The organism is Rathayibacter sp. AY1E8, from assembly GCF_002931415.1.
Lineage (GTDB): Bacteria > Actinomycetota > Actinomycetes > Actinomycetales > Microbacteriaceae > Rathayibacter.
On the sequence record NZ_PSVI01000069.1, the window covers coordinates 1 to 15,667 of the forward strand.

Sequence of the window (15,667 nt, forward strand, 5' to 3'; positions counted from 1 at the left end):
CCGGCGGAGGAGATCGCGACGCGACGGGCGGGCACCCTCCGGCGCCGCATCGGCCTGCGGCGGCGGGGCCCTGCCGACTTCGCCCGCCTCGCCGAGGAATGCGGCTACGCCACCCGCGAGCAGGCCGCGCTGACGCTCAGCCGCTCCGCCTCCTGAGGCCGGCGGAGCGCCCCGGACACGACGGCGCCCCCTCGTCCGCGGAGGGACGAGGGGGCGCCGGGGGAGATCGGGCGGGAGCCCGGTCAGGTCTTGCTGCGGGCCATGACGGCGCGCTGGAGGAGGACGAAGACCAGGAGGATGCCTCCGGTGATGATCGTGGTCGCCTCCGGCGGGATGCCGCCGTCGCGGGTGATCAGGACGTTCATCAGTCCGAGCACCAGGGCGCCGACCACCGAGCCGAGCACGAACCCGACGCCGCCGGTGAGCAGCGTGCCGCCGATGACGGTCGCCGCGATGGCGTCGAGCTCCCAGCCGGTGCCGGTGATGTTCTGCGCGCTGCCGAGGCGGGCGGTGTAGACCACACCGGCGAGACCGGCGAGCGTGCCGCTGATGATGTAGATGAACAGCTTGGTCCGCACCACCGGGAGGCCCATCAGGGCCGCCGACTGCTCGGAGCCGCCCATCGCGTAGACCGTGCGGCCCAGGCGGGTGCGGTGCAGCACGAAGAACGCGCCGGCCACGACGAGGATCGCGATGATCACGCCGGGGCTGATGACGAAGTCGTTGACCTTCGGGCCGTCGATCAGCTTGATCGGCGTGGCCAGGCTCAGCACGGCCGAGTCCTCGGGGAGGCGCTCCGGGACGGTGCTCAGCATGGAGGCGAGACCGCGGGCCAGGAACATCATCGCGAGCGTCGCGATGAACGGCTGCACGTTGAAGTACTGGATCAGGACGCCGGAGATCACGCCGAACAGGGCGCCGATCACGACCATCAGGACCATCACGAGCCAGGGGTTCCAGCCGGCGTTGATCAGGAGCACGCCGCTCACGCTGCTGAACGCGATCACCGCGCCGACCGAGAGGTCGATGCCGCCGGTGAGGATCACGAAGGTGAGGCCCACGGCGAGGATGATCAGGTGCGCGTTGTTGACCAGCAGGTTCGAGATGGTGCTCGCCTGAAGGATCCGGCCGTAGGCGGCCTCGCCGTAGACGATCATCCCGAAGAAGATGATCAGCGCGGCCAGGGTGGGCAGCTTGTCCAGGTGCTGGCTCAGCCAGCCGCGCGCCCCGGAGGTGCGCTTGGTGCTCGCCGGAGGGGCGGAGCGGGTCATCACGGCACTCATGCGGGGATCGCCTCTTTCTGCGGGACGCTGCGGCGCGCCTCGCGACGGGACTTGAAGGCGGAGCGGACGCGCTCGGACTGCAGGAGGCAGAGCGCGACGATGACGATCGCCTTGAAGGCGGGCGTCGCGGAGGACGAGACTCCGAGGAACACGACGGTCTTGTCGAGGGTGGCGATCAGGATCGCGCCCACGGCGGCACCGGTGATGTTGAACTTGCCGCCGGCGAGCGAGGTGCCGCCGATGACGACCGCGAGGATCGCGTCGAGCTCGAGCTGGTAGCCGGTGCGCGAGACGTCGACCGTCATCACGCTCGCCGTGGCGAACACGCCCGCGACTCCGGCGAGGATGCCGCTGCCGATGTAGGCGGTCATCAGCAGGCCCCGGCGGTTGATGCCCGCGAGGCGGGCCGCCTTCGGGTCCATGCCGATGGCCTCGATCATCAGGCCGAGCGCGCTGCGGCGCACCAGGACTCCGACGACCACGACGATCGCGATGGCGAGGAGGAACACGACCGGGAGCCCGAAGACGTACCCGTTCGCGACCCAGCGGAAGGGCTCGTTGGTGGCGGCGGTGTTCTGGCCGCCGGTGATGACCTTCGCCAGGCCGCGGCCCGCGAGCATCACGACGAGCGTGCTGATGAAGGGCTGGAGGCCCACCACCGAGACCAGGACGCCGTTCACGGCTCCGAGCACGGCGGCCACGAGGAGGGCGAGTGCGAAGGCACCCGCTGCGGCGCCGAGCGAGTCGGGCGCTCCCGCGGAGTTGAGGAACTCCATCGAGACGGCGCCGGCGACGACCATGATCGAGCCGACCGAGAGGTCGATGCCCCCGGTCGCGACGACCAGGCACATGCCGACGGCGATCATCAGGATCGGAGCGGCGGCGCGGGCGATGTCGATGACGTTGCCGACGAGGTAGCCGGTGGTGGGGCTGACCGAGACGGCCAGGTAGCCCGGGTCCTTGACGACGTTGACGAGGAGGAGCAGGGCGATCGCCACGACTCCCCAGAAGTACTGGCGGCGGATGATCCCGCCGAGGACTGATCCCCGGGCGGGTCGGGTGTCGCTGCTCATGATGCGGCCTCCTGCGTGGCGCTCTCGAGGACGACGACGTCCTCGTCGACGACTCCCTCTGCGGCGATGGTAGTGACGATCGACTCCGCAGTGACAGCGGGACCGTTGAGGATCTCCGCGATCACGCGGTGGTCCTTCAGGACGATGATGCGGTCGCTGAGACGGACGACCTCGTCGAGCTCGGACGAGATGAAGACCACGGCGACGCCCTCGCCGGCGAGGGCGACGACCTTCTCCTGGATCTCGGCCTTCGCTCCGACGTCGATGCCGCGGGTCGGCTCGTCGAGGATGAGGATCTCGGGGGCGGTGGCGAGCCAGCGGCCGAGGAGGACCTTCTGCTGGTTGCCGCCGGAGAGCTTGCTGATCGGGCGGTCGGGGTCGGCCGGGCGCACGTTGAGCTCGACGAGGTACTTGCCGACGATCTCGTCCTTCTCCTTCTTGGAGAGGGGGCGGGCCCAGCCGCGCTTGGCCTGCACGCCGAGGATGAGGTTCTCGCGGACCGAGAGGTCGCGGATGATGCCCTCGTCGCGGCGGTTCTCGCTCGAGAACGCGATCTTGTGGGCGAGGCCGGCGGTCGGCGTCGGGACGTCGATCTTCTTGCCGTGCATCGTGATCTCGCCGGTGTCGGGCTTGTCGACGCCGTAGATCAGGCGCGCGAGCTCGGTGCGGCCGGAGCCGAGGAGCCCGGCGAAGCCGACGACCTCGCCGCGGTGCAGCGTCAGGTCGGTGCTCTCGATGGAGCCCTTCTTGCCGATGCCCTTCGCGGTGTAGAGCGGGGCGTCGCGGTAGAGGTGGTCCTGGCTCTCGCGCTCGGAGTCGAGGGAGCGCAGCGCCGCGATGTCCTTGCCGATCATCTTCGAGATCAGCGAGGTGCGGTCGAGCTCGTGGGTCAGGTACTCGCCGACGAAGGTGCCGTTGCGCAGCACCGTCAGGCGGTCGCTGATCGCGTAGACCTGGTCGAGGAAGTGCGAGACGAAGAGGATCGCGACGCCCTCCGCACGGAGGCGGCGGATGACGACGAAGAGGTTCTCGACCTCGTTCGCGTCCAGGCTCGAGGTCGGCTCGTCGAGGATGAGCACCTTGGAGTCGCTCACCGTCGAGCGGCTGATCGCGACCAGCTGCTGCATCGCGATCGAGAGCGAGGCGAGCGACTGGCGCGTGTTGAGGTGGCCGAGGCCGAGCTTCTCGAGCGCGACCTTCGCGGCCTGGTGTGTGGCCTTCCAGTTGATGCCGAAGGGTCCGCGGACCTCGTAGCCGAGCATCACGTTCTCTCCGATGGAGAGGTTCGTGACCAGGTTGACCTCCTGGTACACGGTGGAGATGCCCGCGGCCTGCGAGTCGGCGGTGCCGGTCAGGCGACGGGTCTCCCCGTCGATCACGATGTCTCCGCTGTCGATGCGGTAGACGCCGGTGAGGGCCTTGATGAGCGTGGACTTGCCGGCGCCGTTCTCACCCATGAGGGTGTGGACCTCGCCCGGGAACAGGCGGAAGTCGACGCCGTCGAGGGCTTTCACGCCGGGGAAGCTGATCGAGATGTTCTTCATCTCGACGATCGGAGGCGAACCTGTCATGTCGCGTCGTTCCGTTCTCGAGCGGGGCGCAGCCGAACAGGTGCGCCGAAGGGTCGGAGCGACCGGGGCCGGCGGAGAGCCGGCCCCGGTCGCTCCGGGGGAGTGGTGCCGCGTCGAGGACGACGCCGGGCGACCGGTGGTGCTGAGCGACTAGAACTTGCGGTCGGGCAGCGCGGTGGTGGCGGCCTCGGGCGAGTCGAAGGTCTCGCTCGGGACGACGATCGAGGACTCGACCGTCTCGCCGGCCAGGGTCTTCTCGACCGCGTCGAGGGCGGTCTCGCCGAACAGCGGGTTGTACTCGGCGACGAAGCTCAGCTCGCCGTCGGCCAGCGCCTGCAGGGCGTTCTTGGTGCCGTCGATCGTGGCGATCTTGACGTCGGTGCCGGGGGTGAGGCCGGCCTCCTGGACGGCCTGGACAGCGCCGAGGCCCATCTCGTCGTTCTGTGCGAAGACCAGCTGGACGTCGTTGTTGTTCGACTTCAGGACGGTCTCGAAGACGCTCTTGGCCTCTTCGGTGGACCAGTTCGCGGTCTGTGCGCCGATCTTGGTGAACTTCGAGTCGGCGCCGATGACCTCGTCCCAGCCTTCGTTGCGCTCGTTGACGACCGAGACGCCCGCGGGGCCCTCGAGCGTGAAGTACTTCGCGCCGCTCGGGAAGGTGGTCTTGGCCCAGTCGGCGACCGAGGTGCTGACCGCGATGTTGTCCGGCGCGATGCGGGTCACGTAGAGGTCGGTGTTGTCCGGCTCGATGCCGCGGTCGATCAGGATGACCGGGATCTCGGCCTCCTGGGCGCGCTCGAGCGAGTCCTCCCAGCCGGAGCCCTCCGTGGCGGAGAGCAGGATGATGTCGACGCCCTCGTCCACGAAGGAGGTGAAGGAGTCGATCTGCGACTTCTGGTCTCCGTTGGTGGCGGGTGCGTACTTCAGGTCGAAGCCGGCGTCCTTGGTGAACGTGTCCTCGATGTTGGTCTCGTTCGCCTGGCGCCACGCGCCCTCGGGGCCGACGGCCACGAAGCCGATGGTGGTGAGGTCACCGCTCGAGCCGGAGCCCGAATCGGTGCCGGAACCGCCCGAGCAGCCCGCGAGTCCGAACGCGAGTGCGCCGACTGCTGCGAAACCCAGGAACTGGCCGATACGCCTCGTCTTGGACATAGATCTCCTCCTTGAGATCGCGGGCACGAAGAGAGTGCCCGAGATGGTGGACCCCGAAGGGCCTCGAATGCGGGCCTAGCGGCCCGAGGTGCGGTGAGTGCAGGATGTGCAGTGGGCGCCGGCCGAAGCAGCGCCACGTCGAAATGTTACCGTGAACAATTCTTGTGACGCAACAGCACGGCGGTGCGCTTCGGTAACGATCCGGTCGCGGGGCCCGCAGGGCCCGATGGCAACCCTCTGCCCGGTGGTCGGGCCCGGGAGTAGCTTCCCTGGCCATGATGCTCCCTCGATCGCGCTCCGTCCCCGCGACGGCCGCGACGGCGGCCCTCGTGCTCGCGCTCTGCGGATGCTCCGCGGACGGCACGGCGGCCCGCCGCGCGGCCGACGCCTTCCTCTCCGCGCTCGCCGACGGCGACGGCCGCGCGGCGTGCGCGCTGCTCACCGATTCCGCCCGCGAGGCCGTGGAGGACCGGTAGGGCGACTGCCCCGGCGGCGTGCTGGAGCTCGGGATCGCGGAAGACGGAGCAGGGGACGCCGAGGTCTACGGCCGGGCGGCGATCGTGCGCTCCGGCGGCAGCGCGGTGTTCCTCACCCCGGGCGACGACGGCTGGCTGGTGCGCGCGGCGGGGTGCACGCCGGTGGCGGACGCGCCCTTCGACTGCGTCCTGGACGGGAGCTGACGTGCGCACCGCTTCCGCCCTGTACTACGCCGTGATCGTGCTCGGCCTGATCGGGTTCTTCGCCGTCGGGATCCTCGGGAGGTGAGCCGGATGCGCCGCTTCCTGCGCGAGAACGGACTCTCGCTGTTCTTCCTCGCGATCTTCCTGCTCGCTCTCCTCGGGCAGTCGTTCGCCGGGCTCGCCGCGTACAACGACACCCAGGTCGCGGAGGGGCTGCGGGAGGTCGGCTACTGGCGCTTCGTCACCTCCTCCGACTTCGCGATCGACGTCGCCGAGAACTGGCAGTCGGAGTACCTCCAGTTCTTCCTCTACATCGGCGCGACCGTCTGGCTCGTGCAGCGCGGCTCGCCCGAGTCGAAGCGGGTGGGCGAGGAGGGCCTCGAGACCGACGAGCAGCAGAAGGCGGGGGCGTCCGCGGAGGACGACTCGCCGCCCTCGGCGTCCGCCGGCGGCGTGCGGCAGGCGCTGTTCTCGCACTCGCTGCTGCTGGTGATGGGGGTGGTGTTCCTGCTGTCCTGGGCGGCGCAGTCGGTGACGGGCGTCGTGGCCTACAACGAGGAGCAGCTGACGAGCCTGGAAGCGCCCGTCGACTGGCTCGGCTACGTCTCCTCCGCCGACTTCTGGAACCGGACGCTCCAGAACTGGCAGTCGGAGTTCCTCGCGGTGGGCAGCATGGCGGCGCTCGCCGTGTTCCTGCGCGAGCGCGGGTCGAGCGAGTCGAAGAAGGTGGGCGACCCGCACGGGCGGACGGGGATCTGAGCGGTCAGGGGGCGTCGGATCGGACGGGAATCTCGTCGCCCTCGAGGGCGAACCGCAGGGACGTGCCGATCGGGAACCGCTCGCGCAGGGCCTCCGGCGCCGCCGACGTCACGGTGAACTGCGCGACCGCGGGAACGCTCCGGCCGTGCAGCCCTGGAAGAACAGGCCGTCCTGCGGCTCGGCGGTCCGCACGATGGAGAGGCACGAGCCGGCGCTCGAGGAGCGGCGCTGCCGGACGACGGTGAGCCCCGTGTCGGCGGGCAGGCTCTGCCGCACGACGGTGAGCCCGCCGAAGTCCTCGGTGGTGACCGATCCGTCGAACCCCAGTCCCTCCCAGCCGGGGAGGTCGGTGCCGTTCGACAGCGGCAGCACGGCGACCTCGCGGCCGGGCTGTCCGTCCCCGGCGGTGGCGAGGAGGGTGGCCCCCGCGGCGACGGCGGCCGTCGCGGCCAGCGCGGCGAGGAGGAGGAGGCCGCGCCGACGGGAGCGGCGGGGCGGGACGTGGCCGAAAGGGTCGGACTCCTCGTCGGCGGAGGCGTCCGCGGAAGGTGCCGCGTCCTCCGGCGCCGCGTCCCCGGAGACCGCGGGAACCACCGCGTCCGGCAGTGCGGTGCCGAGGGCGGGGCGGACGCGGGCCTCGAGCGCGGAGAGTCGGGCGAGCGCGCCGGGGTCCCGCTCGATGTCGGAGCCTCGGCCGTAGGCGCGCCGCTGCAGCTCCGCGAGCTCGTCCGGTCGCTGATCGTCCACCCCCGGATCCTCGCAGGCCCGGCGCCCGAGCGGGACCCGCCGGCGCGTCGAGGTCCTGGCGGTCGAGCAGCCCGGACGGCTCATCGAGACACGGTCGACGGTGCGGCCGCTCGGCCGGCGGGGGAGGTCAGTCGTCGTCGTCGTCGAGGTCGTCGTCGCGGTCGGCGGCGATCATCTCGACGATCGTGTCGACGGTGAGCCAGGGGCCGTTGCTGACCTCGCCGATCTTCTCGCGGTCCTTGAAGACGACGATGCGGTCGCTGAGGCGCACCACCTCCTCCAGCTCGGACGAGATGTAGACGACGGTCACCCCCTCCTTCGCGAGCTGCGCGATGTGCGCCTGGATCTCGACCTTCGACGCCACGTCGATCCCGCGCGCCGGCTCGTCGAGCACGAGCAGCCGCGGACGGGTCGCGAGCCACCGCGCGAGGACCACCTTCTGCTGGTTGCCTCCGGAGAGGTACTTCACCGGGATGTCCGGGTCGGCCGGCGAGATGTTCAGCGCCTCGACGTAGGTGCGCACCAGGGTGTCGGTCTCGGCGGCCGACAGCGGGTGCGCCCAGCCGCGCAGAGCCTGCAGGCCCAGCACGAGGTTCTCGCGGAGGGAGAGGTCGCCGATGATCCCGTCCTCGCGGCGGTTCTCGCTCGAGTGGGCGATGCGGTGGCGCAGGCCCGACACCGGGTCGGAGATGCGGGCGGGCTCGCCGTCGATCAGCACCTCGCCGGTGTCCGGCTTCTCGACCCCGCTCACCAGCGACGCCAGCTCGGTGCGCCCCGAGCCGCGCAGGCCCGCGAAGCCCACGATCTCGCCGCGGTGCAGCTCCAGATCGGTCGGGCCCACGGCGCCGCGGCGGCCGATCCCGTGCGCGCGGTAGATCGCCGGGCCGACCGGCTGGCGGCGGTGCTCGCGGCGGTCGGAGCCGATCTGCCGCAGCGCGTCGATGTCCTTGCCGATCATCTTCGCGATCAGCTCGGCGCGGTCCATGGTGTGCGCCGGGTACTCGCCGACGGTGCCGCCGTCGCGGAGCACCGTCAGCCGGTCGCTGAGGGTGAGGACCTGCTCGAGGAAGTGCGAGACGAACAGGATCGCGACGCCCTGGTCGCGCAGCCTCCGCAGCACCGTGAAGAGGCGGGCCACGTCGCTGAGGTCGAGGCTGGAGGTGGGCTCGTCGAGCACGAGCACGCGCGGACGGTCGACCATCGCGCGGCTGATCGCGACCAGCTGGCGGATCGCCGGCGAGAGCGAGCGCAGCGGCAGGTGCGGATCGAGGTCCTCCAGGCCCAGCTCGGCGAGCATCTCGGCCGCGCGGTGGTGGGTGCGCGACCAGGAGATGCCGAAGCGGCCGCGGACCTCGTGGCCGAGCATCACGTTCTCGCCGATGCTGAGGTTGTCGGTGAGGCGCTCGTCCTGGAACACGGCCGTGATGCCCGCTGCCTTCGCCTCCGCCGGGCCGCTGAAGCGCCGGGCGACGCCGTCGACGAGGATCTCGCCCGCGTCGGGCTGGTGGATGCCGGTGAGCGTCTTGATCAGCGTGGACTTGCCCGCGCCGTTCTCGCCCATCAGCCCGTGGATCTCGCCCGGCACCAGCCGCAGGTTCCCGTCCTTCAGAGCGGGTCCGGAGGCGAAGGAGACGCGGATGCCGGTCATCTCGACGACGGGTGCCGCGGAGCTCCGGGTCGTCCTCGATGAGATCGCCACGTGCCGTCCTCGGTTCGTGTGCGGCGCGCCGTCAGGGTCCGGCGTGCCAGGGGCTGCCGCCGATGATACGCGAGCGCATGCGGCGGGACGGGAACAGGAGGGTCACGATCGGGGAGCGGCCGTGGAGGAGCGGATCACCAGCTCCGTGGGGATCCGGGTGCGCTGCGGGATCTCCTGGCCGCGGATCCTCGCGTGGATCACCTCGGCGACCGTCGTCCCCAGCTTGTCGAAGTCCTGGCGGACCGTCGTCAGCGGCGGGAGGAAGTGGCGGGCGGTGGGCAGGTCGTCGAAGCCGACGATGCTCATGTCCTCGGGCACGCGGATCCCGCGCTCGACGAGGCCGTGGATCACTCCGAGCGCCATCTCGTCGTTCGCGACGACCATCGCGGTGAAGTCGGGCACCGACTGCAGGCTCGCGGCGAAGTCGTACCCGGAGTCCGGGGTCCAGTCGCCGATGACGATGGGGCGCTCGTGCATCCCCCACGACTTCGCGCGGCTGTGGAAGGCGCGCTCGCGGGCGCGCGCGTCGAGCCAGTCGAGGGGGCCGGAGAGGTGCAGCACGTCGCGGTGGCCGAGGTTCCCCAGGTGGTCGACGGCCTGGAACATGCCGGCCTGCTGGTCGACCGAGACGGTGAGGAAGCTCGGATCCTTATCGCTCTTCACCACGAGCGTCGGCACGCCGATCTCGACGGTGCGGAGGGTCGCCACGGAGGAGGAGCGCGGCGCGATCACGCAGAGCGCGTCGATCCCGAGGCCCATCAGGTGGGCGATCGCGTCGGTGGGGGTCATCTCGAGGTCCGGCCGCAGCGCGACGGAGGTGATCGAGTACCCCTTCTCGCGGGCGGCGCGCTCGATCGCGCGGAGGGTGCTCGACGGCCCGTACTCGGCGCCGCTCTCGATCATCACGCCGATGCGGTCGGTGCGCTGCGTGACGAGGGAGCGGGCGGCGATGTTCGGCCGGTAGTTGAGCTCGTCGACCGCCTCGAGGACCTTCTGGCGGGTCGACTCCTTGATGTTGGGGTGCCCGCTGAGCACGCGCGACACGGTCATGTGCGAGACGCCCGCGACCGCCGCGACATGGCGGAGGTTCGGCCGATCGGCCATGAGAGGACCTCCTCCGCTCCCCGGGCGGGTGAGCCGCGCCACCCCGGCGCGGACGAGGCTCAGAGGGCTCGGCTGCCGGGGGTGGCACCAGCATAGTCAGGCGGGGCCGACCTCCCGGTGGGCGCCTCCTGAGCGGGCGGGCATCGTCCGTTCCGCTGCGGCATCCGCCGTGGCGCGGGGCGGGCGGGACCGTCCCGGTCGCGTCGCTCTCACTGCGGTCCTCGATGATCGAGGGGGCTCCGGGGCGTCGTGAGCCCTCGCCAGAACACGTCGTGCAGGGAATGCTCGGCGACGAGCTCCGGAAGGATCGGGGCCGCGTCCGCTCCTCGTAGGAGGATGTCGTCCAACGAAGCGATGATGTCCACGACCGAGCGCGGAGTGAACTGCCCGGCGAGACGTTTCGCCTTCGCGCGGACGTTGTTGGGCGTGGGGCCCGCATCGATCACGGAGTGGTTCCAGAGCCGGCTGTGGTGAGCGCACCGGTTGCGCAGGTAGACGAGTGCGCGGACCCGGTAGGCGAAACCGGCTCGGGCGACTCCCAGACCGGACGCGACGTCCCCCGCAAGCGATCCTCGTGCCCCTCGCTCGATGCATCTCGACAGAGTTCCGAAGGACCAGGCCTCGACGGCCGACCACACCGGTAGCTCGCCGAAGGCGGCCGCGCCCCTGCCGCCGGGGAGCTCCGTGAAGCGGAGGACATGCCGTTCCCTGCTGCGCTCGATGTCGCGGAGGCACGAATCGACTGTCGACTCCGCGTTCGGAGACTCGGAGTAGAAGCTCTTCTCGAGAGAGCACTCGTACGGGCCGTGCTGACGAGCGATGACATGAGCCGTACGGCTGCGGAGAAGGATCTCGGCATGAGCCAGTCGAGCACGCAGGCTCTGCCGCAGCGCTTCATCTGCGTCGCAGACCGCTCGGACGTCCTCGAACGAGACTCCGTCCGCGAACGAGTCGTCCCCGTCGTGCGGAGCCCGCTGGAAGTAGCGGGCGTACCCGGAGAAGCGGCAGTAGTTCTGCGCGGCCAGGTAGCTCGTGCAGGCCTCCCCGTCGGCGATGCCGAGCCCGCGGTCACGGAGGAGCTGGACCTGCTGCTTCCACGACAGGCTCGGTTTCCGTGCCATCGCAGTACCTCGGTGCCGAAGAAAAAGGCCCCTCCCATGTGAGCATCGCGGAGAGGCTTGGGAGGGGGTCGATCGGATCGAATCTACCAGGCGTCCCTCAGCCGTGGTCCCTGCGGCGCCACTCGACCAGCCGGTGGCACGAGTGCTGATCGGACCATCGCCGCAGGACGGAGAGGGCCGACCGCCGCGGCGCCGAACGCTGCGGGTCTTCGAAGGCGCGGGGCGGGCGAGTACTCTCGGGAGCCTCATGGCACGCGACAACGAACCGACCGTCACCCTCACCGATCCGCTCGAGGAGCGCCTGCGCGCGCAGGTCGCCCGCGAGGGGGAGCGCAACGTCGCTCTGCGATCCGCGGCCCTGCTCACCGGCGGGTACGAGGGCGAGTCCTTCCTCCTCACCGTGGGCGGCGAGCACGCCGACGGGATCCTCAAGGGAGCGCCCTCCCTCTACTGGCCCGAGCTCTGGGGTGCCCGCGCGCTCCTCTACGTCTGGGACGACGCCGCCGCCGACGCGGTGACCGCCGGACTCGCGAACCCCTCCTGGCGCGTCCGCGAGATGTGCGCCCGCGTCTGCGCCGAGCGCGTGCTGGGCGGGCAGAAGAAGCTGTCCCGCCTGACCACCGACGAGCACCCCCGGGTCCGCGCGGCAGGAGCGCGCGCTCTCGTGGCGGCCGCTCTGGCGGGGATCTCCTCCGGTCGCGACGCGAAGGGCGAGTTCGCGGCGAGCGTCGAGGCCGTCCTGACGGGCATGCTCCGCGACCCGGACCGCGACGTCCGCCGCGCCGCGCAGCAGTCGGCCGACGCGCTGCGGGACGCCCGCTCGGCCTGAGCGGACCGCCCGCCGGCGGTCGAGGCGTCGCGAAGGGCCGCCTCCCGGCTCCGATGACGACCGTTCGTGACGCCTCGGAGCCCCGGGGGCTCAGCCGACCAGGTGCGTCGCGCGCTCGAAGGCGCGCTTCAGCTCGTCGCGCTTGCGGGGCTGGCTCATCGCCCGCTGGCCGGGGCTCCACGAGTCGATGACCGTCGGGCCGTCGACCAGGTAGGGCTCGATGTTCTTCTTCCAGCCGCTGGTCGGCGCGGTCCCGGCGTTGACGACGACCCGCAGGTCGGGTAGCAGCGGCAGGAGCCGGCGCAGCTCCATCGCGCCCTGCCGCACCTCGTCCGCGTCGGGGGCGCCGTCGAGCTGCCACGGCACGATGTTCCAGACCAGGGTGCGGGCGTGCAGTCCGACCTCGTCGCGGAGGGTCCAGGTCGAGGCGGCGGTCGCGTCGTCGTTGTCGACCGAGACGAAGCCGGAGCCGTCGGGGCCGGTCGACATCGGTCCCGGGGCCTCCAGCACGATGAGCGCACGCGCCTCGACGCCGGCCTCGGCCGGGTCGAAGTCGGGCACCACGGCACCCGGATGCCTGCGCATGCGCCGGGCGAGGAGCTCCTCGCGGAACGCCCGGAGGGGCTGCACCGAGGGCTCGTCCTCGAGCAGGGCCCGGCGCTCGTCGAGGGCGGAGCGGTCGCGGAAGCCGTACGGCTCGGTCAGGAACACCCTCCGAGGCTAGTCGCGATCGGCGCCGCCGCGGGAGGCGGGCCTGCGGGCGCCCTCCTGGGTGACCCCGGCAGGGCCTGGCTCGCGCCGCCCCCGGCTCCTACGGTCTGACTGCAGTCGAGAATCTGGACCGGAGGGGGTCACCGTGTCGGACGAGCCGTCAGTGAGCATCGGGGTTCCGTACGTCGAAGGGGGGTCGTCGCCGCAGGTGCTGGACGTGTACAGCAGGTCGGTGTCCCCGGCCGAGGACGCTGCTCGGCCGGCCGTCGTGCTGATCCACGGCGGCGGGTGGTTCCGGGGGGACAAGAGCAAGGAGCGGGCGCTCGCGACGATGCTGGTCGACGCCGGCTACCTCGTGTTCGCGGCGGACTACCGCGAGGCTCCGGACTCGGTCTTCCCGGCCAGCAGGGACGACGTGCTCGCCGCGGAGCGGTGGGCGGTCGCGTCCGAGTGGGCGTTCGACCGGAGCAGGCTGGCGTTCTTCGGCGGATCGGCGGGCGGGAACCTGGTCGTGGAGGCCGCGATCGCCACCGGTCGGCCCGCCGTCAGCTGGTCGGGGATGTTCGACCTCCTCGGCATCGTCGAGGCGACCGACGACCTCCCGGCCACGCCGACGACGCAGGACCTCGACGCCATGAAGAGCGCCGACATCAACCAGACCGGCCGGAACGACGCCTTCCTGCGCTGGACGATCCTCAACGAGGTCGGGGGCGACCGCGGGCTGCTCACCGCCGCCTCCACGACGCGCCACGCCTCCGCGGACGGCGGGCCGGTGTTCCTGGCCAACTCGCTCGGCGAGTTCGTCCCCGTGAGCGACGCGCAGGCCATGCAGGCGGCGCTCTCCGCGGTCGGAGTCGCCAGCACGCTGCAGCTGATCCCGGGCACCCGTCACGCCGAGGGGTACACGGAGGCGGCCATCGGCCCCTCGCTCGCCTTCCTCCGCGACGCCCTCCCGCCGGCCCGAGCATGACGACGACGGAGTTCGCCGGAGTCGGAAACGTCTTCTACTTCGTCGACGACCTCGACGCCGCGATCGCCTGGTACTCGGCGCGGCTCGGGCGCGAGCCCGTCGTCCGCGGCGGGGCGCTCGTGGCCTACGACCTGGACGGCACCCGCCTGACGCTGCACGAGCGGGACGAGCTGAACCGGCCCGGACCCGACGGCACGAGCCCGTACTGGACGGTCCCCGACGTCGACGCCGTCGTCGCCGACTGGACGGCGAACGGCGCCGTCGCCCACCGCGGTCCGAAGACGGTGTTCACGGGGGAGCGGCTGTGCCAGCTGCTGGACCCGTTCGGCAACCTCTTCTCGGTGCGGCAGGCCGTGCCCCGTGACTGAGGACGTCGCTCCGGCTCCCGCTCCCGCCGCCCCGGCGCAGACGTCCGCGCCGGCGCAGCCGTCGGCCTGGGCGCCCATGGCGATCACCGCCTTCCGCGTGCTGTGGTTCGCCCAGCTGGGCAGCAACATCGGCACCTGGATGCAGACCGTCGGAGCCCAGTGGTACCTGGTCGAGGCGGCCGCGGGCGCGGCGGTCGTCGCGCTCGTGCAGACGGCGAGCCTGGCGCCCTCGATCCTCGTCGCCCTCCCCGCGGGCGTGCTGGCCGACTCGCTCGACCGGCGGCGGCTGCTCATCTGGGGGTCGTCGGCCAGCGCGCTGCTGGCGGCCGCTCTGACGGTCGTGGCGGCGGTCGGCGCGCTGACGCCGTGGACGATCCTGGCCTTCACCTTCCTCCTCGGCATCACCTCCACCCTGACCTCGCCCGCCTGGCAGGCGATCCAGCCGGAGCTCGTGCCCCGGAACCTGATCGCGGCGTCGTCGGCCCTCGGCGGCGTGACGGTGAACGGCGCCCGCGCGGTCGGCCCGGCCCTGGCGGGAGTCGTCCTCTCGGCGTTCGGCGCTCCGGTGGTCTTCGGCATCAACGCCCTGAGCTTCATCGGCGCCGTGCTCGCTCTGCTCTGGTGGAAGCGGCCGACGCAGACCGGCCTCGACGACCGCGAGCAGTTCGGCGCCGCGCTGAAGGGAGGGATCAGGTACGTCGCCTCCGCGCACCTCGTCCGCCGGATCCTCCTCCGCTCCGCGCTCTTCGCCCTGCCGGCCAGTGCGCTCTGGGCGCTGCTGCCGCTCACCGCGAAGCGCCTCCAGCTCGACTCCAGCGGCTACGGCTTCCTCCTCGGGGCCCTCGGTGCCGGTGCCGTGCTCGGCGTCTTCGCCCTGCCGCTCGCCCGCCGGAAGCTCTCGGACGACGTCGTGATCGGGGCGAGCGCCGTGCTGTTCGCGGCGGGGACGCTCGCGGCGGCCTTCCTGCCCCTCGTTCCGGCACTGCTGCTGCTGGTCCTCGCGGGGCTGGCCTGGATCGGCACCCTCACCGTGCTGAACGCGGCGCTGCAGCTCACGCTGCCGCAGTGGGTGCGGTCCCGCGGAGCCTCGATCTACATCCTGGTCTTCATGGGGACCATGGCGGTCGGCTCGATCGGCTGGGGCCTGGCCGCGCAGGTGCTCGGCACCGCGCCCGCGTACGCCGCGGCGGCCGCTCTGCTCCTCCTCGTGGCGGCCAGCGTGCGGGTGCTGCCCCTGCTGCCGGGGACGGGCACCGTCGACCGCAGCATCTCGATGTCGTGGCCCACGCCCACGCTGGTGTTCGAGCCGGAGCCGACGGACGGGCCGGTGATGGTGCAGATCTCGTGGACGGTCCGCCCCGACTCCCTCGCGGACTTCCGATCGGCCATGCGGCTGCTGGAGAGCTCCCGCCGCCGGACCGGCGCCTCGCGCTGGGCGCTCTACCGGAGCGGGGAGGAGGCCGACGTGCAGCTGGAGACGTTCATGGTGCCCTCGTGGGGCGAGTTCCGGCGGCAGGAGACCCAGCGGCTCACCGGCCGCGACCGCGAGATCCGCGCGGCGGCGCTGACCCACGCCGACGGCGATCCCGTCGAGCGGCAC

At 71.6% G+C, this 15,667-nt stretch carries 16 protein-coding genes; 7 read left to right on the plus strand and 9 right to left on the minus strand.

What is annotated here, in order from left to right; translation table 11 throughout:
* Window positions 1–242 precede the first annotated feature (242 nt).
* The 4 genes from C5C74_RS15245 to C5C74_RS15260 form a co-directional block, all read right to left on the minus strand.
* Entirely contained in the window at window positions 243–1,283 is a 1,041-nt protein-coding gene (locus tag C5C74_RS15245; protein ID WP_104222391.1) for a sugar ABC transporter permease, read from the minus strand.
* Window positions 1,280–2,356 (minus strand): ABC transporter permease, encoded by a 1,077-nt coding sequence (locus C5C74_RS15250; protein ID WP_104263321.1) that lies wholly within the window; start codon window positions 2,354–2,356, stop codon window positions 1,280–1,282. The genes C5C74_RS15245 and C5C74_RS15250 overlap by 4 nt, the downstream gene beginning before the upstream one ends.
* Window positions 2,353–3,927: a sugar ABC transporter ATP-binding protein gene (locus C5C74_RS15255; RefSeq protein WP_104222393.1), complete on the minus strand. Its 1,575-nt coding sequence runs from the start codon at window positions 3,925–3,927 to the stop codon at window positions 2,353–2,355. The genes C5C74_RS15250 and C5C74_RS15255 overlap by 4 nt, the downstream gene beginning before the upstream one ends.
* A gap of 150 nt (window positions 3,928–4,077) precedes the next feature.
* Window positions 4,078–5,079: an ABC transporter substrate-binding protein gene (locus tag C5C74_RS15260; RefSeq protein ID WP_104247802.1), complete on the minus strand. Its 1,002-nt coding sequence runs from the start codon at window positions 5,077–5,079 to the stop codon at window positions 4,078–4,080.
* A gap of 275 nt (window positions 5,080–5,354) precedes the next feature.
* Between C5C74_RS15260 and C5C74_RS15265 the strand changes: the two genes are divergently transcribed.
* From C5C74_RS15265 to C5C74_RS15275, 3 genes are all read left to right on the plus strand, one after another.
* A complete protein-coding gene (locus C5C74_RS15265; protein ID WP_104222395.1) occupies window positions 5,355–5,555 on the plus strand; it encodes a hypothetical protein in 201 nt (66 codons plus the stop codon).
* An 18-nt stretch (window positions 5,556–5,573) separates the two neighbouring features.
* On the plus strand, window positions 5,574–5,759 hold the full coding sequence (locus tag C5C74_RS15270) for a hypothetical protein (protein ID WP_104222396.1): 186 nt from the start codon (window positions 5,574–5,576) through the stop codon (window positions 5,757–5,759).
* A gap of 90 nt (window positions 5,760–5,849) precedes the next feature.
* Complete coding sequence (locus tag C5C74_RS15275) at window positions 5,850–6,518, plus strand: DUF6766 family protein (protein WP_104319533.1); 669 nt, start codon at window positions 5,850–5,852, stop codon at window positions 6,516–6,518.
* 108 nt (window positions 6,519–6,626) lie between these two features.
* Here C5C74_RS15275 and C5C74_RS15280 read toward each other — a convergent pair whose 3' ends face one another.
* From C5C74_RS15280 to C5C74_RS15295, 4 genes are all read right to left on the minus strand, one after another.
* Window positions 6,627–7,265: a hypothetical protein gene (locus C5C74_RS15280; RefSeq protein ID WP_104351833.1), complete on the minus strand. Its 639-nt coding sequence runs from the start codon at window positions 7,263–7,265 to the stop codon at window positions 6,627–6,629.
* A 127-nt stretch (window positions 7,266–7,392) separates the two neighbouring features.
* Window positions 7,393–8,913, minus strand: a complete 1,521-nt coding sequence (locus tag C5C74_RS15285) for a sugar ABC transporter ATP-binding protein (RefSeq protein ID WP_104255631.1) — start codon at window positions 8,911–8,913, stop codon at window positions 7,393–7,395.
* 153 nt (window positions 8,914–9,066) lie between these two features.
* Window positions 9,067–10,068 carry a LacI family DNA-binding transcriptional regulator gene (locus tag C5C74_RS15290; RefSeq protein ID WP_104222399.1) on the minus strand — a complete coding sequence of 334 codons (1,002 nt, stop codon included), beginning with the start codon at window positions 10,066–10,068 and terminating at the stop codon, window positions 9,067–9,069.
* A gap of 209 nt (window positions 10,069–10,277) precedes the next feature.
* Complete coding sequence (locus tag C5C74_RS15295; protein WP_104351834.1) at window positions 10,278–11,189, minus strand: Abi family protein; 912 nt, start codon at window positions 11,187–11,189, stop codon at window positions 10,278–10,280.
* A 247-nt stretch (window positions 11,190–11,436) separates the two neighbouring features.
* On the opposite strand from C5C74_RS15295, the gene C5C74_RS15300 reads away from it, so the two are divergent.
* On the plus strand, window positions 11,437–12,018 hold the full coding sequence (locus tag C5C74_RS15300) for a HEAT repeat domain-containing protein (RefSeq protein WP_258064205.1): 582 nt from the start codon (window positions 11,437–11,439) through the stop codon (window positions 12,016–12,018).
* Window positions 12,019–12,108: 90 nt separating this feature from the next.
* On the opposite strand, the gene C5C74_RS15305 is transcribed toward C5C74_RS15300, so the two are convergent.
* On the minus strand, window positions 12,109–12,729 hold the full coding sequence (locus C5C74_RS15305; protein WP_104227008.1) for a hypothetical protein: 621 nt from the start codon (window positions 12,727–12,729) through the stop codon (window positions 12,109–12,111).
* 217 nt (window positions 12,730–12,946) lie between these two features.
* Between C5C74_RS15305 and C5C74_RS15310 the strand changes: the two genes are divergently transcribed.
* The 3 genes from C5C74_RS15310 to C5C74_RS15320 all read left to right on the plus strand — a co-directional run.
* Window positions 12,947–13,699, plus strand: a complete 753-nt coding sequence (locus tag C5C74_RS15310) for an alpha/beta hydrolase (RefSeq protein WP_181134717.1) — start codon at window positions 12,947–12,949, stop codon at window positions 13,697–13,699.
* A complete protein-coding gene (locus C5C74_RS15315; protein ID WP_104250023.1) occupies window positions 13,696–14,067 on the plus strand; it encodes a VOC family protein in 372 nt (123 codons plus the stop codon). Before C5C74_RS15310 ends, C5C74_RS15315 begins: the two co-directional genes overlap by 4 nt.
* A partial coding sequence (locus C5C74_RS15320; RefSeq protein ID WP_258064206.1) for an MFS transporter occupies window positions 14,060–15,667 on the plus strand: 1,608 nt, incomplete at its 3' end. The genes C5C74_RS15315 and C5C74_RS15320, both read left to right, overlap by 8 nt.